Source organism: Paenibacillus sp. SZ31 (genome assembly GCF_012912005.1).
Taxonomy (GTDB): domain Bacteria; phylum Bacillota; class Bacilli; order Paenibacillales; family Paenibacillaceae; genus Paenibacillus.
The window spans coordinates 1-18,531 of the sequence record NZ_JABBEA010000021.1; the positions used below are offsets into that span (position 1 = coordinate 1).

An 18,531-nucleotide genomic window follows, 5' to 3' on the forward strand; every position below is an offset into this window, starting at 1 on the left:
CTCTAGCGCCGATGGTACTTGGACCGCAGGGTCCTGGGAGAGTAGGACGCCGCCAAGCAATATAAAGACACACTTGATGATATCGAGTGTGTCTTTTTTATTTTATATATTGTTCGTTCCGATTTGACTTGTTTTATACATAAAATACTGGCGTTCCAATCCTTAAAGCTGTGATACAATAGGTGAGGTCTATATAGAAAACGGAAACACGCATAAGTACGAGGAGGAACAGTGAACACGATGAAATCAGCCCCGTTTATTGCCGTGGAAGGTCCGATCGGAGCGGGGAAAACAACGTTGGCAACGATGCTTTCCCAAGAATTGAACCTTCCGCTGGTTAAAGAAATCGTAGAAGAGAATCCATTTCTGGCTTCCTTTTATCAGGATATCGACGAGTGGAGTTTCCAATTGGAAATGTTTTTTCTGTGTAATCGGTTTAAACAACTGGAAGACACGGGCGCTCATTATGTAGAGCAGAATACCCCAGTCATTTCAGACTATCATATCTATAAAAATATGATTTTTGCCGATCGTACCTTGAAGGGAACGAAGCGGGATAAATACCGTCAAATCTATCATCTGTTAACGGATGATCTGCCGAAGCCCAATCTGGTTCTCTATATTGAAGCTGAACTCGATACGTTGATGTATCGCATTAACAAGCGTGGGCGTTCATTTGAGCAGGACATGGACCCAGCATATATGGAACAACTGATCGTCGATTACAAAACAGGCATGGACTATCTGGCGAATAGCTCGAATCCGCCAGTAATCATTAAGGTCAATGCGGAGCAACTTGATTTTGTGGAACATCCTGAGCACTTCAGGCAGATTGTTAATCAGGTAAAGGAGTATATCATATGAATAACTATGGCATTCCAGCGAATGCATTAATTACAGTAGCGGGTACGGTTGGGGTGGGCAAATCCACGTTAACCGCTGCACTTGCACAGCGTTTGAATTTCAAGACCTCTCTGGAGCAAGTGGATCACAATCCTTATTTGGAGAAGTTCTATCATGACTTCGAGCGTTGGAGCTTTCATTTGCAGATTTATTTCCTGGCAGAGCGCTTCAAGGAACAAAAGAAGATTTTTGAACTGGGTGGCGGCTTCGTACAAGATCGTTCCATCTATGAAGATACAGGCATATTTGCACAGATGCATGCGGATCAAGGAACCATGTCTGCTACCGATTTTGAAACATACAGCAGTTTGTTTGAAGCGATGGTGATGACACCTTATTTCCCACATCCGGATGTACTGATTTATCTGGAAGGCAGTCTGCCATCGATTTTGAGCCGCATTACGGAACGCGGACGCGAGATGGAAATTCAAACGGATCGTTCGTACTGGGAGCACATGCATGAACGCTATTCGGTATGGATTAATCAGTTTACGGCCTGCCCTGTGCTACGTTTGAACATTGATGAGTATGATGTTCATGATCCAGCATCGGTGGATGCCATTTTGGCACAGATTTCAGCTGTCATTCAGCCTTCCAAGGAAGCGCAAATATAAGTATAAGATGCAAGAAACGCCAAACATCCCTTTCACGGCTATTAGGCTGCTGGAAGGGATGTTTTTTATGTACGGAGGTAATTAGGGATGTCTGTAGACAAATATATAATCGTTTATCTGAGCGGATATGGAAATATACACCTAATATATCTAATCTATCATAATGAATACATCATCACGAAAAGTAGAAAATTGTTGAATAATAGGTCTTTTTGTGGTTTCATAGGAAAGGTGAATTCTGGAAAAAAAGCATATGCATGACTCAGGAGGGAAAGACAACGTGGAAGAGAAACAAGGAATTAAAATCGGGATGCCGATCATTGGTGGCTTAATTGCAGCCATTCTGGGAGGCATCGTATGGGCAGCTATTGCTGCAATGACCGAGTATGAGGTAGGACTAATTGCGATTTTAATTGGAGCGCTCACAGGCTACGCGGTCGTGTTGTTCTCGAACAAACGAATTGCGACGGTACATAAAGTCATTGCCGTACTTTTTGCGCTCGTCGGCATTTTGTTGGGGAAATATCTGACGGTGGTTTATTTTACTTCCGAACTGTTTGGTGATGTAAGCGTGATGGAACTTGTGTTTGATAGCGAGATGATCAGTGCGTTTGTGGAAACCTTCCAGGAGTATTTCAGCCAACCGATTGATTTGTTATTCATCGTGCTTGCGATTGTGTCTGCATGGCAGATTCCTGGGCGGATGGCGAGAACCAGTTTAGCTACGGATGCATCTTCATCGGATCACGCGCCAAGAGCTTAATGGGATAGACGGTGGACGATGGCAGCAAATGAAAAACGTAGTAAGAGCAATCTACTTTAAAAGATATTCATAAAGTACTCAGAGTGAGCAGCAGTTAGGCTTGTTCACATTGCGGCTGGATTACTTGAAGACACAAAAGGGACGTGACGCTTGAGAGAGCGGACGTCCCTTTTGTGTATCTACTGGGCAGTAGGTGGATATCGCTCATAACGGCTGTAGTAACTCGGATCGATTCAATTTATTTAAAACATAGCCCTAGTATATATTAAGCACTTTCATAAGGTTAATTACACGAAGGAAGGTCACCACAGGAGGAAGCTTCGAATGCCCTGATGTTATTTACAGCGAATGAAGCTGATGACAAGAGATTACTTTTACCACTGCAGATTGAGGTCTAAGTTCCAGACTATTCTTTACAGTGCACATCTGACGGCAATGAGCGTCGAATAATACTGTGTGTGGTTGAAGACAAGTCTAAATTATTTGTTTTGATCAGCAAATATAGCCATGGCATCTCTCATAAATACTGCCAAACCATCGCCAAACTGGTCAATATTGTGTGTGAAGCGTTTATCGTCCACGTACATCTGACCTAGTCCTCTGAAGGCTTCAGGTGAGTAGCTTCCCATCTGGTTCAGCAAGGTGAACCATTCTTGAATAGCGGCCTGTGCCTCGGCAGATGCTGGTTCTGTGTGACGAAGTACGGCCAGACGTTTGTAGATTTCGTTCATTTGTCCGGATAGAGCCTTGTGCTCTGTGTTTAATTTACTGTTCAGCTTCTGGTTTGCCTGATCGACGGCATGGTCTCCCCAGCGCTCCCGCGCTTCCTGTTCAAATGGATTTTGGCTAAAATCAAATCCTTCGAATTGTTCTTTGGCTGTCATTTTAATCTCTCCTCTCACGTGTAAAACCGTTCTATCGATGGTAGCAATCATTTGGTCCAAGTGTTGTCGCTTCTCCAATAAAATAAGTCGATGCATGTTTAGTGCTTCTTCTGGATTGAAGGAGGGGTTGGTTATAATGTTTTTGATCTCCTTCAGAGAGAAGTCGAGTTCCTTGAAAAATAATATCTGCTGCAACCGTTCCAGGTTGGCATCTGAATATAATCGATACCCGGCAGAAGTCACTTCGTCCGGGGTTAATAGTCTGATCTCATCATAGTGATGCAGTGTGCGCACACTGATCGAGGCGAGTTCGGCAACTTCTTTTACTTTCATAGCCATGTGAGAAACCTCCTTACAACATCGATTGTACAGTGTCACGTTACGTGAGAGTCAACAGTTGAAAATAAAAAAACAAGATGCGAGCATGAAGGCTGCATCTTGATTATGGATTGATGACTGGATGTGAATAGGTGTGAATAGATATGATGAAATTATTGTATCATTCAGTCACTGTAGGGAGCGGATGCGCTTCTGAGTCGAAGACATAGACTGCCGCGCCGCAGGGGAGAGGCTCCTCTGTTATGGAGAGGAGAGCGAGCGTTTATGGGCCGCACCATGTAATCGGTGCAGCCCACGGGGCTGGCAGTGCAGGGAAGCATGGCTACGCCTGCACCCCACGCACTGCCGCAGCGAACTGCGCAGCCGCTGCGCGCACGTCGGCCGCGCCCGCGATGGCGGAGATGACGGCTACGCCGTCTGCTCCAGCCGCCATCACGGCGGCCGTGGTATCGGGCGTAATGCCGCCGATACCCACAATCGGAACTGCGATGCCTGCGGCGCGCAGTTCCGCTACCCCTGCGGGGCCCAGCACAGCGTGGGCATCCGCTTTGGAGCGCGTCGGGTACATGGGCCCGACGCCAAGGTAGTCGGCGCCCGCCTGCACGGCACGGCGCGCCTCATCCACGGAGTGGGCGGATACGCCAAGCATCCGCCCATCTCCAATGCGGGCGCGTACTAGTGCCGCGTCCGCATCATCCTGGCCGACATGCACGCCGTCGGCCTCCACCGCTACAGCCAGCTCCACATCATCGTTCACGATGAACGGGACCCCGTGCTGGCTGCATACCTCGCGAAGCCGCATCGCAAGCTTGATGCGAGCTTCGCCAACCAGGGCGCCAGTTCCCTTTTCCCGGAACTGGAACAGCGTGATGCCGCCAGCAATGGCTTGGCGCAGCACTTCCACAGGGTCTTGCGTTATATTGACGCTGCCCATCACCAAATACACCTGCATCGCGCGTCGTACCGCTTCTGCATCCCAAGGGCGCATTACTGCTCACCCCGCTGTCTGCGCTGATACGCAAAATGATTAGTTGGCCCATGTCCGGCCCCAATCCCCAGCTCATCTTCGATGGCTGCCTGAATGAATGCTCGCGCGGTCGTAACGGCAGCCAGAACAGGTGAACCCTTGGCTAACTCTGCGGTGATCGCAGCAGAGTATGTACAACCTGTTCCGTGCGTATGACGTGTTACCACACGAACATTCTCCAGATAATGAAAAGACTGTCCATCGTAGAGCACATCCACGATCATGCCACTTCCTTCATCATGACCACCTTTGACCAAAGCATACGTTGAGCCCATCTGTACAATCCGTCTTGCAGCTTCTTCCCGCTGGCTCAGATTGGTGATAGACATCCCGGTAAGCAGTTCCGCTTCCGGAATATTGGGTGTTGTGATCAGGGCATGGGGCAACAGCTCCGTAACCAGCGCCTGTACAGCTTCCTGCTGGAGAAGGGGGGCGCCACCTTTGGCTACCATCACAGGGTCGATGACCAGATTTGACCAACGGTATTGCTGCCATTTCTCAGCCACTAGACGAATAATCTCGGCACTATATAACATGCCGGTCTTCGTAGCGGTTGGTTGAAAGTCTTCGCCGGTCGAGTCCAATTGCTGGGCAATGCCATCGTAAGGGATAGGAAAAACGCCCTGCACACCTGTTGTATTTTGGGCAGCAATAGCGGTGATAACGGTCATGCCGTATACCCCAAGTTCTTGGAATGTTTTCAGATCGGCCTGAATTCCTGCGCCGCCCCCGTTATCGGAGCCTGCAATGGTTAGCGCTTGAGCAATACTCATACTGCACCTCCACGGATCTGACAGATCTGTGAGCGTTCTGCCAAGAGGTCGGGTGTTACTTGTGCCAGTTGATTCAACAATTCAATCTGGAAGCTGCCCGGCCCCTGATGAGTTGTCCGCTCTGCCGCCAGTTCAGCTGCTACACCATAAAACGCGAGCGCTTCAACAACACTGCCTAGAAGATCGGCTCCTGATTCCGCTATGGCTGTAAAAGCACCAATCACCGAACTGAGTAGACAGCCAGCACCTGTGACCTGAGTGAGCAGGGCATGACCATTACTCGTGAGGAATGTGGATTGTCCATCAGTAATGATATCTTCTTTTCCGGTAATGACCACGACACAGCCAAGTTGTTGTGCTGCCCGCTCCGCAATGCCGATTCGGTCGCCCTCACCTGATCCTGCATCCACACCTTTGATACTCCAACTCTCACCGATGACATTAGCGACCTCCGCCACATTGCCGCGCAGTACTGTGAGACGAAGTTCACGAACGAGCATCTGCACGGTTTCCGTGCGATATGTGGTTGCGCCAGCTCCAACCGGATCAAGCACCACATGCACATGATGCGCATTAGCCGATTGGCCTGCCAGACGGATCGCCTGAACGACTTTGTCATCGAGAGTACCAATGTTGAGTACTACAGCTCCTGACATCTTGGCGACATCAGCGACCTCTTCATGAGCATAGGCCATAAAAGGGGACGCACCTAGTGCAAGCAGGCCATTGGCTGTGAAGGGAGCCACGACAAGGTTGGTGATATTGTGTACCAGCGGATTTTGCATACGAACACGTTCCAGATAAGACATATAATTTCCTCCTTGTTATGAAGTAACCCCATCGGTAGAAGAGCAGTATGAAGGGTCACTCAGCAGATAATAGGATATGAGTCTCCTTGTTGAGTTAAGGGCGCAGAGTCTAACAACAGCCAGATGCAGTAATGCGGGAAAAGCAGAAACGTAAAATCTAAATCAATTTCATAACTCACTAAAAATGGATTGTTGGAACTGGATATGGACAAATTGAATCATTCTGATCGATATCTAGCGAAACAGTAAAAAACGAAACGATACAAAATACAGAAAGTGAACAGAGTGAATTTCTCCAAACTCAGGCAAGAGATAATGTAATGGATGTTAGCATCCAACCAGTGTCTTGAAGAAGTCCAGGCTGGTCGATACCCAACTGATTGGGGCACGACTGGTCAGACGATGTTTCTTAAGAACACAGGACGTCTTATTTGGCTGTCAGGTCCTCCTTTTGAAATGTAAGGAACTTCAGTCACTTTGTCTTGATTGCCTTTGCACGCCTTTACTTACTCTCCTTGCAGAGTAATAAAAGCATCCTCGGCTTTCACCGATTCAGGAATCAAATCCTTTTCAACGAGCCATGTACGTACATTTTCCCACGATTCCATTTCCTGCCGGCCAAACGGTTGATCTTGTTCATTCATGAGTGGCAGTAAAATAGCCAGGCTTTTGGTTTCGATCTCCGGGTCAAGCGGTGATGTTTCATTCTCATGAGCGAGCAGAATACTCAAGGCTTCTTCTGGATGCTCCGTTACATATTTCTGTCCTTCCTGGATCGCTTTGACGAACCGGGTAAGCTGATCTTTTTTTGCTTCAATGCCAGCTTCACTCGCGGTCAGAACCAATTCATAATAATCAGGCACACCATACTCGACGGGGTTAATTGATTTCATGGCATGTCCTTCTTTCTCCAAAATCAATTGTTCATGGTTAATAAAACCACCCATAATTGCATCCGCCTGTCCGGAAGCCAGCGAAGGAATCAGATCGAACCCAACGTCGACCAGATTCATGTTGTCGGGATTGCCGCCATCGTGGCTGATCATCGTACGTACCATCGCTTCGTACAGAGGAATGGAGGAATAGCCGACAGTTTTTCCTTCAAGATCTTTAGGTGAACTCACGCTGCCATTCGCTTCGGTCAGCAGATGCACAAGTGGGTGCCGAACAACAGCAGCAATGGAACGTACAGGAATGTTCTCCCCACGAGCTAGCAAAATTTGGGGCTGGTAGCTTAGGGCCAGATCAATTTTTCCGGCAGCAACAAGTTTGAGTGAATCATTGGTATCCGCAGGCATCTGAATTTCAACATCCAGACCTTGGTCTGCAAAGTATCCTTTTTCCTGAGCAACATAGATGAAGGAGTGTACTGCATTCGGGTACCAGTCGAGCATGATGGACAGTTTATCTTTGGTGTCTGATTCTGGATCAGTTACAGACGAATTTTTTTGCTGTGCATTGGATGCTGAATCTGTTGTTGGCGTATTTTGGCTAGTGTCTGTGGTGCTGCATCCGCTAATGACCAGCAACAGGCTTATGAGCATGATGGGAAGCAGGGAGTATATGCGCTTGGTGTTCATAATTGAAGTTCCTCATTTCATCGTTTTAATTTGTAGAAAATGGACAGCAGCATGTTAACGGACAATGTAACAATGTACTGATTAAAGTTTGCTGCTGAAATTGTACATAAGTATGTTTTAGAAACCGTAATTCCTATACTTAAATCAAGTTTCTTTCGAAGATCATTCAACTTTTCTTTTGCCTCCATGACGATGACGCCGTATGCTAAACCGCTTCTCCAGCCAGGCAATCAGTACAAACAAAACGATACCCAGCAGGGATAACAGTACAATAGCGGCAAACATCGCATCCGTGTTCATGTTGCTGGACATGCGGCGGCTGAAGTACCCGAGACCTTTGCTGCCACCGAGCCATTCGCCAATCGTTGCACCCACCACGCAGTACACCACAGACATCTTTAGCCCCGAGAAAAAAGAAGGGAGTGCCAGCGGAACCTGGAGTTTGCGAAAAATATCCCACTTGCTGGCGCCCATGGTGAGCAGCAGTTCACGCTGCTCCGGATCACCTTGGCGGAGCCCATCATAGGTACTGACCACAATGGGGAAGAATGCGATTAAGAATACCACCGCGACTTTGCTCCACAACGTGTAACCAAACCACAAGATAAATACGGGGGACAAGGCAATCAGCGGGATGGTCTGACTGATCACAATGAAGGGATACAAGGCCTTTTCAATCGATCGGTTCATATGCATGCCTGTCGCTAGCATAATTCCGGTCACTATGGACAAGCCAAAACCAACAAGAACCTCCATAAAGGTAGCAGGCAGATGTATGGTCAGCAGCAGACGACGATGCTCAATTAGTGAGCTTGCAATGGCCGTGGGTGCAGGAATGATGAAGGAGGGCACCCATCCCATACGCACAATCGTTTCCCAGATCGCCAGTAAAGAGAGCATGAGCAGAATAAACAAACCATATTGGGAAAAGGACTTCGAGATCCACTTCGAACACCACGTCCAGACTCTAACCTCAGCTCTATCGCTTTGCATGCAATTGTTCCTCCAGTTGTCGTCTCATCTGCACGAGAGTCGGTTCGTAGATCATGTCCGAATGCCTTGGGCGTGGCAAAGGAACCGTCGTTTCCCTCAACTGCTGACCTTGTCCACCCGGAGTTAACAGAATGATACGATCACTTAACAGCAGGGCTTCTTCAATGTCATGTGTAATGAACAGCACGGTTTGTCCAAAGTCCTCCCACAGCTCCAACAACCAGCGATGCATTTCTCGTTTGGTTAAAGCGTCGAGTGCACCGAAGGGTTCATCCAGCAACATGAGCTGCCCGCCTGTAAGCAAGGTACGCAGCAGTGAAACCCGCTGCCGCATGCCGCCGGATAACTCATCCGGATAGGTCTGCTCATAACCGGACAAGCCGAACCTTGCCAATCCTGCGATGATATCGGCTCGTAGTTTCTCATTGTCCTGTCGGCCTCGTGCAAGCTCGGCATGCAGCATGCAGTTCTCCATGACGGTACGCCAGGATAACAGCAGATCTTTCTGCGGCATATAGGCGACTCGTCCGAGCCGTTGTCCTTGCGGTACATCAGCTATATCGATGGTGCCGATGGTGGGCTCATGCAAGCCTGCAAGCAGCTTGAATAGCGTGCTTTTACCTGATCCGCTAGAGCCGATGAGCGAGACAAATTCGCCTTGTTGAACCTGAAGCGACACATTGGCGAGTATGGGTGAATCCTTTTTTCCGGGAAAAGCGAAGCTAACGTTCTCAATGGTTACATGGTTGGTCATCTGATCCTCACCCCCTTAATGCCAGACTGCTGGAATAACAACGGCATCCTGTACTCTGCAAAAGAAACAAAAAAGACCCACCCATTTCCGGAGAAATGAGTGGGTCTGTAAGTTAAATCCGCAATTTATCTTCACATACATGAAAAAATTCCGCTTACTAAAAGGCCGCTCCACTTCCCTCCGCTGGTATGATCCAGATCAGGTTCAAAGGGTCCGAATAGTCATATTCGTCTCAGCCGCAGGGCTCCCCTAGTGCAAAAGTTCAAGATATGCAGTTGTGTGTTCAGCATATATCACTTGAACATGAACTGTAAAGAGGCAGCATGATGGATTTCTTGAGATGAGCGTGGAGTCAGATCCTGAGAGTGAGGTTGTAATCATACAAATTTCAGTTGGAAATGATGATTTCATCGACCTGTAATGATTTGTAAAATGAGGATATTGAATAGAACAAGGAGAGGTTCCAATGAGAAATAAAATAAAAGATCCATTCTGGTCCCATTATGTTGATCTGGTGCGGACCGTGGTTGTCCCCTATCAATGGGAGGCGCTAAATGATCGCATCGAGGGGGCTGAACCCAGCCGGGCCATCCGTAATTTTCGCATTGCTGCGGGTGAAGAAGAGGGAGAGCACTATGGCATGGTATTTCAGGACAGTGATGTAGCCAAGTGGATCGAAGCTGCGTCATACCTGCTTGCAACCCAACCAGATCTGGAACTGGAACGCATTGTGGATAGGGTCATCGAGACCATTGCTAAGGCTCAACAAGCTGACGGTTACTTGAATACCTACTTCACACTAAAGGAACCGGGAGCACGCTGGACGAATCTCGCGGAATGCCACGAGCTGTACTGTGCAGGTCATATGATCGAAGCGGGTGTTGCTTATTATGAGGCAACGGGTAAGCGTAATCTGCTGGACGTGGTCATTCGTCTGGCCGATCACATTGGAACGGTATTCGGTACAGAACCGGGACAACTGCCCGGCTATGATGGGCATCAGGAGGTTGAGCTGGCCCTGTTCAAGCTGTATCAGATCACAGGGGAAGAGAGCTATCTTAATCTGAGCCGTTATTTTCTGGAGCAGCGGGGGAGCAGTCCACACTATTTTGTGGAGGAGTGGGAGAAGCGGGAGCGTACGGTGCATTTTGGAGAGCTGGATATGGTTCACCGTCATGCCTACTCTCAGTCTCACCTTCCGATTCGAGCGCAGAATACAGCCGAAGGCCATGCGGTTCGATTGGTATACATGTGTGCTGCAGTGGCAGACGTAGCGGCAGAGACGGGCGATGAGTCGCTGAAAGAAGCGTGTGAACGATTATGGAACAATACGGTCAACAAGAGAATGTACATTACCGGCAGCATCGGTTCATCCGCGAGAGAAGAGGCATTCACAGGGGATTACGACCTGCCGGGAGATACCGCATATGCGGAGACTTGTGCGTCGATTGGATTGATTTTTTGGGCAAAACGCATGTTTCAGATCAAGCCGGATAGCAAGTATGCGGATGTGTTAGAGCGAGCACTGTACAATACCGTGATCAGTGGTATGTCATTGGATGGACAACGTTTCTTCTATGTGAATCCGCTCGAAGCCGATCCGGAGCTGCACAAGGTCAATCCCAATTATGCACATGTGCGGACACGTCGGCAGGGCTGGTTCGGTTGTGCCTGCTGCCCACCTAATATCGCAAGGTTGCTGGCTTCACTGGATCAATATGTGTATACAACCGATGAGGCTGCATCGACACTGTATGTGCAGTTATACATCGGCGGCGAAGCGGCGTTTACGCTGAATGGTACGGACTTTTCCGTCAACATGACCTCGACCTATACCTCCAACGGAGAAGCGGTCATTCGGATTGAGTCTGTTTCCACGGAGGAAACAGGATTCACAATGGCATTACGAAAACCGGATTGGTGTGTATCTCCGGAGTTGTGGATTAACGGAGAAAAGGCAGATGTAGACAACACCATAATTGAATGCGGTTACATGAAAGTACAACGATGCTGGCAAGCCGGAGATGAGATCAGGTTACGGTTTCCCATGGAGGTATTACGCATGAGAGGACATGATCACATCCGAGATACGTTTGGTAAAGTTGCCATTCAGCGAGGACCCTTCATGTACTGCCTTGAAGAAATGGATAACGGTGCAGGATTATATCGTATTCAGTTACCAGCATCAGCGGATTTTGAGGTGAACAGTGGTGGGGGAGTGAATGTGCTGGGTGTTCCTCATCTTACCGTAGAGGCAAGGAGAATCGTCTCGCATGAGAATGGTGCGATGCAATTATACCGCAGTGATGTGAAACGGGAATTTCAGGCCGTGACGCTGCGATTCGTTCCCTATTTTACCTGGGCCAATCGGGAAGAGGGAGAGATGAGTGTCTGGGTTCGGGAGTGGGACGGGGAGGGACAACAACAAGACGGAGAGGAGGTGATTCAGAGGGGCTGAAGTTAAGACGGCAAAATGAAGAACGGTTATAAGTCGTGTACCTGCCTGTGAACGTTAACGATGAATCCATAAGAGGAGGCCAAGTTCATGAGGTTTAAAATGATGTTGACCGCAGTGTTATCCCTGGCGGCTGCGCTTGTATTTGCTACGGATCAAACGTATGCCCACGAGTTGTCCACCGACAAGCTTATTCTTCAGACGGGAAGTCATGGAGAAATCTCTTCCATTAAGATCAAAGGCGATGCTTTTCCGACGGAATACGTTATGAATGCAACCGTTGCGCCAGAACAAAATACAGCAGACCACCAGTGGCTTGGTGAACTGATGTTCACGTACCGATTGAATGGTGGGGCGTGGACCAAAGCCTGGACCAATCTGTCGGCAGATGGTCGGACTATCACGAATTCCGGTAATCAGGTGACGGTGACGTATGCCAATGCATCGAATGCCCAGGGGATTCGCAATTTCAAAGTGATCGAGACCTATACCACCCAGACGGATGGCTCCATTCTGTGGAAGATTGAAGTGCAGAATACGAGCGGCCAGAAGCTGGAGATTGGCGATTTGGGTCTGCCCTTGCCATTCAATGAACAGTGGACCTACGGTGATGCGATCTATGAGACACGGGTTGTTACACACTCGTTTGTTGGTAATAACAGCTCCTATATTACGGCCAGCCGTCCAAGCGGCATTGGTTCTTATCTGATGCTGATTCCAGATGCAACGACGGGAGCAGGATTTGAGTACCAGGATCGTTGGCGTAATGAGGAACATCCGGGTAGCAAGTGGGCCTGGAATCCGGCAAATGAAGGCAAATGGATTGAAGGGCTGAACGTCTTCTATATTCATTCCAACGTGATCAAATCCACCAACCGGGGATATCTGCCGAATACGAGCCTGGTTCTGGAAGCAGGCCAGTCGAAGACGTACGGATTCAAGTTCCTGGCTGTTGCGGACGAACATGCAGCGAAGAATGCACTGTATAACGCGGGACTTATTGATGTAACCGTAGTTCCAGGCATGATCGTGCCGACCAATCAGAAAGCGAAGGTGGATCTGCGTACGTCCAAGACCATCACCAAAGTGCAATATGCGAATGGAACGGTTGTACCGTTAAAGGAAAGCAAGCCTGGCGATCATAAAATCTATGAATTACAGTTCAGCCAGCTAGGACCCAATAACGTGACTGTGGAGTATGATGGTGGCAAAAAAACGGTGCTGCAATTCTACGCCATTGATCCCGTCGACAAAGCGTTGCAGGATCATTCGACCTTTATGGTGGATAAAACCCAGTGGAACCTGCCGGGAGATATCCGGGACAAAGTGTTTGATGACTGGATGATGAATACCAAGTCCAAGCGCAATGTATTCAACGGCTACTGGGGTTGGGGAGATGACTGGGGACTGACGCATGGACAGTTTTTGGCTGAAAAGAACACGCTAACACCCGTTGCCCGGGAAATTCGGGCCGTGGACGATTATCTGGAAACAGCGATCTGGACCAATCTGATGAATGGACATCATGAAGATTATCTGATTCACGACTTTCTGATGCCAGAGCCGAATACAACACCAACCTACCGTGGATATGCTTATCCACATGTGTATAACACATACTTCAGCATGTATAAAATTGCGGATTTATACCCTGATCTTGTTACTTACAAGCATGACAAAGAAATCTATCTGCTGCGCGCTTATAACATTTTCAAAGCCCTCTACGAAGGGCCTGTCGCCTACAACTGGAACACCGGGCTGATGGGAGAATTGACGACTCCGGATATCATTCAGGCTTTGAAAAAAGAAGGATATGACACTGAGGCGAACGATATTATCACGAAAATGAGAACGAAATACGGGAATTTCAAGAATACGACTTATCCTTATGGTTCGGAGTATAGCTATGACAACACAGGCGAGGAAGCTGTATACACGCTAGCGAAGCTGCATTCGGATCAAGTAACAGAGCAGAGTAGAGCATTGGAGATTATGGGCAAAATCAATCTCAAAACCCGTGCTTCCCGTGGACACATGCCGGTGTGGTATTACTACACGGACCCGGTAACGATTACCGGGGAGAATTGGTTTAACTTCCAGTACACAACCTCTCTGGCCGGATACGCCATGGATGACTGGATTCGGTTCCATGAGGGAACCAAGCGGGAAGAACAACAACGCTTGTCCTACGCCGCTAAGATCGCTAACGTAGGGGCCATTAACTCGGGACAGATTAGTGCTGACCCGGACAATTTTGGTGCAGCTTCCTGGACGTATCAGGCCGAGAAAGGCAACTATGGTACGAATGGAACTGGCGGTGGAGCCAATGTACCGTTATTGAATGGCTGGCGCGGGATGACAGGTGAAGCAGACCTGGGCCTGTTCGGTGCATTGCAGACATTGAGTGCAGATATTGCGGTGGACCCGATCTTCGGACTAACAGGGTACGGTGCAGATGTCACGCTTACGAATGGACAATATAACATCACGCCACTGGATGGATTGTTCAAGCGGCTTAATCTGATTACTGAAAAGATGTACATTGAACTGAACAAAGACCAGTACACAGGGGCCAAACTGGCTGTAGCGAAGGATTATGTCTGGCTGGATATGAAGAATCTGACACCAGGCCAGCCACACCAGACGTCCATTACGTTCCAAGGTCTGAAAACCGGCACATATCTGATCAAGGTGGACGGTCAGGTGAAAGGCAAATTCAATGCCTATCAACCGGTGAACACCTTGAAGGTAGATGCAGGTACAGCAGCATCTTACACCGTGGAGCTTACGCCTACGACGCCGGATGCCAACGCGGCTCCAACGGTTGATGCAGGAACGGATTCTTCCATCACGTTGCCTGACAAGATCCGTCTTCAGGGAACGGTTATCGATGATGGACTGCCGAGTGGTCAGTTAACATTGGGATGGAGTTTGGTAAATGGACCAGCAGGAGCACAGGTCTCTTTTGCATCGCCAAATTCAGCGTATACGCAGGCAACCGTTTCTATTGCGGGCGTGTATACATTCCGTTTAACGGCTAATGATTCGATATTATCGGCAAATGACACGGTGCAAGTGACGGTGAATGCCGCACCGCCACTTCCGGAGAAGATGGCACAGTACAATTTTGATGAGAACACAGGAACGGCTGCCGCGGATTCTTCTGGTAGTGGCAACCATGCGACTGCCAAAGGTACAACATCCTGGGTAACAGGTAAAAAGAATCGTGCCATTAGTCTGTCCGGTACGGACGGTTATGTGCAATTACCTGAAGGTATTGTCAACATGGCGGATTCTATCACGATTGCAACCTGGGTGAAGGCGAACTCACTCAGTGATTTTACCCGCATTTTCGATTTTGGTACGGGGACGGGAACCTACATGTTCCTGACACCGAAGGTGGGGAGTAATATGAGATTTGCCATCACCACAGGAGGTAATGCCGCAGGCCAGGAGCAAACGATTAATGTACCGGGTCTCCCGGTAGGCGTGTGGAAACATGTGACCGTTACATTGACAGGCAACACCGGAATCATCTACGTGGATGGTGTGGAAGTCGGGCGGAATAACAATATGACGTTGAAACCGTCCAGTCTCGGTCAGACCAAGAATAACTATATTGGCAAATCGCAATACCCTGATCCGTATTTTAACGGGCTCATTGATGATTTCCGCATCTATAGCCGTGCATTGAGCGCAGCCGAAGTGGCAACCCTTGCATCCAGTACTTCGCTGGCTCTGAATGGGGAGGACGAAGCCGTTGTACTGCCGGATCTGAGTGAAGAGAATACAGCTCAGCTGAGCGTTAGTGAAGTGGGAAGTGTGGATGTGACGGCTGTGGTAGGTGAAATACCAACCTTACCTGTCGTTGTTGCTGTGACGTACAGCGATGGTGCAACAAAGGACGTTGCGGTGGTTTGGAATGAGATAACGGCTGAGCAATTAGCAGTGGTAGGCACGTTCGTGGTTGAAGGAGCCGTGGAGGGTACGGAACTGAAGGCGCAAGCGAACGTGACGATCATTGCTGCAACGGGAGAGGAGACAGTGGCAGGTGAAAGTTGAATGGATGTAGCCGTTAACCGTATGTAACATAACAGGTACTAGGCAGCATCCCATATTTGACATCCAATAATACAGCGCATTATTACGGATTACACATGAAGCGCCCGGTTTGTTCGAAGATATGCGTTGCAGAGCAACGTGATCTCGACGTATCGGGCGCTTTTTTGCTATATCAATTTGGACAGACTTATAGCGACTTGGGTTTGTATTCGGTACCGGTAAATTTGTTACGGAAGTTGGAGGGTGAGATGCCTTCTTTTTTGGAGAAGCAGGAAGAAAAGTAGGATACATGGTTGAAGCCGATCTCCTCGGCAATGCGAGCAACGGACCAGGCGGTTTGCAGCAGCAGCTTTTTGGCCTGTTCGAGTCTGAAGTGTAGCAAATATTCCATGGGTGTCATGCCGTAGACCTTCAACATACTTCGGGCCAGATAGTTCGGGTGATAGTTCAGTTCCTTTTGCAACAATGGATTGGAGATCGGAAGTGAGTAGTTATGGCGGATATATAATTCAATCTTCTCGGCGATGCGAATGGCCGTTACATCGGACAGGGAGGATAGTCCACGATCCAGATGCTGCATGAAATGCTGAAAGCTCGCCTGTCGTTTCCAGTTTCGCATGGACTGTGGCTCCTGATCAAGCTGTGAAAAGTGTTCCAGCATCTCCATTTCCTTGGGTGAAATTCGCATATGTTTCGGAATGAAGATGGAACATACATCGCAGTGATTCAGATATGCACTTTTCTTATGTGTATCAATGAGCTGAGCCTGATTCGCCAGACACTCATCCATATCGCTGGATTCTTTCCAACTGCCATAGGTCTGAAAATGAATCCAGAGCAATTCTGTCTCCGTTTCACATGCAGCACTGCCATAATGGTGGCCATCAGGCATCAGAATCAAGGCGTCTCCTTCCTGAAGTCGCCATTCCGTTCCATTCTCGTTGACAGCGAGAGAACCACGGGTAACGACAATGAGATCAAATACACCAATGTCACTGCGGCTGATATGATATTCACCAGCTTCGTAATATGCACGTCCACAATCGATAAAATAGGGAATGGGCGGGGTGATGAAGTGAAGTATGGGTGAGTCCAATCCGGCACCTCCGAACAGGTTGGAATATTTAAAATTCATGTTGGCATCGAGCATTTATTTTTTATGATACAGCAAGTAACATAGAAAATAAAGCGCTTACGAAATTAGCTTTATCCTTCATCTGATTCATATCACAACCTTGGGAAGGGGATTTTACATGAAGAAAATGTTGGTTTGGTTAGGGGTATGTATTCTTGCGGTGATGACGGTCTTGAGTGGATGCAGTACGACAAAGGAAGCGTCCAATGGGTCATCTGGGGAAAACGGAGGAAACGCACAAGGGGGAGCGACCAAACTCGTTTTCTGGACGTTTGTAGATGCGCATCAGAAGTTTTATGAAAGTATGGCAGAGCAGTGGAATCAGGAACATCCGGATCAACAGATTGAATTGGAAGCGACTACGATTCCATACGACGATATGCATACGAAGTTGCTGCTTGCATTACAGTCGGGTGTAGGTGCACCCGATCTGGTAGATATTGAGCAGAGCAAATTCCCCAATTTCATGAAAGGTGTTCCGCAACTGGTGGATCTGACAGACATGATCAAGCCAGAACTGAATAACATTGTACAATCCCGTGTTGAGATCTACAGCAAGGAAGGCAAATATTACGGTATCGATTATCATGTCGGTGCAACCGTCATGTATTACAACCAGGAGATTTTGGATCAGGCGGGTGTGAATGCAGATGATATCAAGACCTGGAGTGATTTTGAACAGGCAGGGAAACAGGTGCTCGCGAAGACAGGCAAACCGATGATTACATTTGAGGGTAACGGTAACTGGTCTTGGTGGCCGGCCATCAGTCAACAGAAATCAGATCAGGTGGATGCAGACGGCAATGTTACGGTGAATGCGCCTGTGAATGTGCAGACGATGAAATTCTTCCAGCAGATGGTCAAGGAAGGGGTAGCAGCTGTCGCTCCTGGGGCGGGTCATGATACGGAAGAATACTTCGGTTATATGGATCAAGGCAGTTCGGCGGCGGTATTTATGCCATTCTGGTTCATGAATCGGTTCACGGACCATATTCCGTATCTAAAAGGGAAAATGATCATTCGTCCGATGCCGGCATGGGAAGAGGGCGGTAACCGTTCAGCGGGTATGGGTGGAACAGCAACGTCCATTACGAATCAGTCTGGTGCTGTGGAGCTTGCGGAGCAGTTCCTCGCTTATGCGAAATTATCCAAGGAAGGTAATCTTCAGATCTGGAAACAGCTTGGATTTGACCCGATTCGTACCGACGTATGGACTGATTCAGCGATGAAGAAATCGAATAAATACACGGATTATTTCGGGGACGATATCTTCGATACACTGCTGAGTGTGAAAGATGAGATTGCTCCGGTCAACATTCGGGAGAAGTCACCTGAAGTGTTCGATGCCGTACGTAACAAAGCCATGCCAGACATCTTCATTAATCTGAAAGATCCTGAACAGGTATTGAATGATTTGCAGGCTGAATTAACCCGTTGAGG

At 48.3% G+C, this 18,531-nt stretch carries 14 protein-coding genes and 1 riboswitch; of the genes, 6 read left to right on the plus strand and 8 right to left on the minus strand.

Annotated features, from left to right (window positions below; genetic code table 11):
• Positions 1-240: 240 nt before the first annotated feature.
• The 3 genes from HF638_RS25975 to HF638_RS25985 all read left to right on the plus strand — a co-directional run bounded on the left by HF638_RS25975 (position 241) and on the right by HF638_RS25985 (position 2,280).
• Complete coding sequence (locus HF638_RS25975) at positions 241-864, plus strand: deoxynucleoside kinase (RefSeq protein WP_169482874.1); 624 nt, start codon at positions 241-243, stop codon at positions 862-864.
• A complete protein-coding gene (locus HF638_RS25980) occupies positions 861-1,517 on the plus strand; it encodes a deoxynucleoside kinase (protein WP_169482875.1) in 657 nt (218 codons plus the stop codon). Before HF638_RS25975 ends, HF638_RS25980 begins: the two co-directional genes overlap by 4 nt.
• A 280-nt stretch (positions 1,518-1,797) precedes the next feature.
• Positions 1,798-2,280: a hypothetical protein gene (locus HF638_RS25985; protein WP_348982159.1), complete on the plus strand. Its 483-nt coding sequence runs from the start codon at positions 1,798-1,800 to the stop codon at positions 2,278-2,280.
• A 479-nt stretch (positions 2,281-2,759) separates the two neighbouring features.
• Here HF638_RS25985 and HF638_RS25990 read toward each other — a convergent pair whose 3' ends face one another.
• From HF638_RS25990 to HF638_RS26020, 7 genes are all read right to left on the minus strand, one after another.
• Positions 2,760-3,503 carry a MerR family transcriptional regulator gene (locus HF638_RS25990; protein WP_169482876.1) on the minus strand — a complete coding sequence of 248 codons (744 nt, stop codon included), beginning with the start codon at positions 3,501-3,503 and terminating at the stop codon, positions 2,760-2,762.
• A gap of 322 nt (positions 3,504-3,825) precedes the next feature.
• Positions 3,826-4,491 (minus strand): thiamine phosphate synthase, encoded by a 666-nt coding sequence (gene thiE / locus HF638_RS25995; RefSeq protein ID WP_169482877.1) that lies wholly within the window; start codon positions 4,489-4,491, stop codon positions 3,826-3,828.
• On the minus strand, positions 4,491-5,303 hold the full coding sequence (gene thiD, locus HF638_RS26000; protein WP_169482878.1) for a bifunctional hydroxymethylpyrimidine kinase/phosphomethylpyrimidine kinase: 813 nt from the start codon (positions 5,301-5,303) through the stop codon (positions 4,491-4,493). Before thiD ends, thiE begins: the two co-directional genes overlap by 1 nt.
• On the minus strand, positions 5,300-6,112 hold the full coding sequence (gene thiM, locus HF638_RS26005; RefSeq protein WP_169482879.1) for a hydroxyethylthiazole kinase: 813 nt from the start codon (positions 6,110-6,112) through the stop codon (positions 5,300-5,302). Before thiM ends, thiD begins: the two co-directional genes overlap by 4 nt.
• 506 nt (positions 6,113-6,618) lie before the next feature.
• Entirely contained in the window at positions 6,619-7,692 is a 1,074-nt protein-coding gene (locus HF638_RS26010) for an ABC transporter substrate-binding protein (RefSeq protein ID WP_169482880.1), read from the minus strand.
• 162 nt (positions 7,693-7,854) lie between these two features.
• Positions 7,855-8,685, minus strand: coding sequence for an ABC transporter permease (locus tag HF638_RS26015; protein WP_248278278.1), 831 nt, complete (start codon positions 8,683-8,685; stop codon positions 7,855-7,857).
• Positions 8,672-9,439, minus strand: a complete 768-nt coding sequence (locus HF638_RS26020; protein ID WP_169482881.1) for an ABC transporter ATP-binding protein — start codon at positions 9,437-9,439, stop codon at positions 8,672-8,674. The genes HF638_RS26015 and HF638_RS26020 overlap by 14 nt, the downstream gene beginning before the upstream one ends.
• 158 nt (positions 9,440-9,597) lie before the next feature.
• Positions 9,598-9,700: riboswitch (TPP riboswitch) on the minus strand.
• 205 nt (positions 9,701-9,905) lie between these two features.
• Between HF638_RS26020 and HF638_RS26025 the strand changes: the two genes are divergently transcribed.
• Positions 9,906-11,897 (plus strand): glycoside hydrolase family 127 protein, encoded by a 1,992-nt coding sequence (locus HF638_RS26025; protein WP_169482882.1) that lies wholly within the window; start codon positions 9,906-9,908, stop codon positions 11,895-11,897.
• 87 nt (positions 11,898-11,984) lie between these two features.
• Positions 11,985-15,956 carry a DUF5695 domain-containing protein gene (locus HF638_RS26030; RefSeq protein WP_169482883.1) on the plus strand — a complete coding sequence of 1,324 codons (3,972 nt, stop codon included), beginning with the start codon at positions 11,985-11,987 and terminating at the stop codon, positions 15,954-15,956.
• Between the two features lie 187 nt (positions 15,957-16,143).
• On the opposite strand, the gene HF638_RS26035 is transcribed toward HF638_RS26030, so the two are convergent.
• Positions 16,144-17,052: an AraC family transcriptional regulator gene (locus HF638_RS26035; RefSeq protein WP_169482884.1), complete on the minus strand. Its 909-nt coding sequence runs from the start codon at positions 17,050-17,052 to the stop codon at positions 16,144-16,146.
• Between the two features lie 157 nt (positions 17,053-17,209).
• On the opposite strand from HF638_RS26035, the gene HF638_RS26040 reads away from it, so the two are divergent.
• Positions 17,210-18,529: an ABC transporter substrate-binding protein gene (locus HF638_RS26040; RefSeq protein WP_169482885.1), complete on the plus strand. Its 1,320-nt coding sequence runs from the start codon at positions 17,210-17,212 to the stop codon at positions 18,527-18,529.
• Positions 18,530-18,531: the final 2 nt, after the last annotated feature.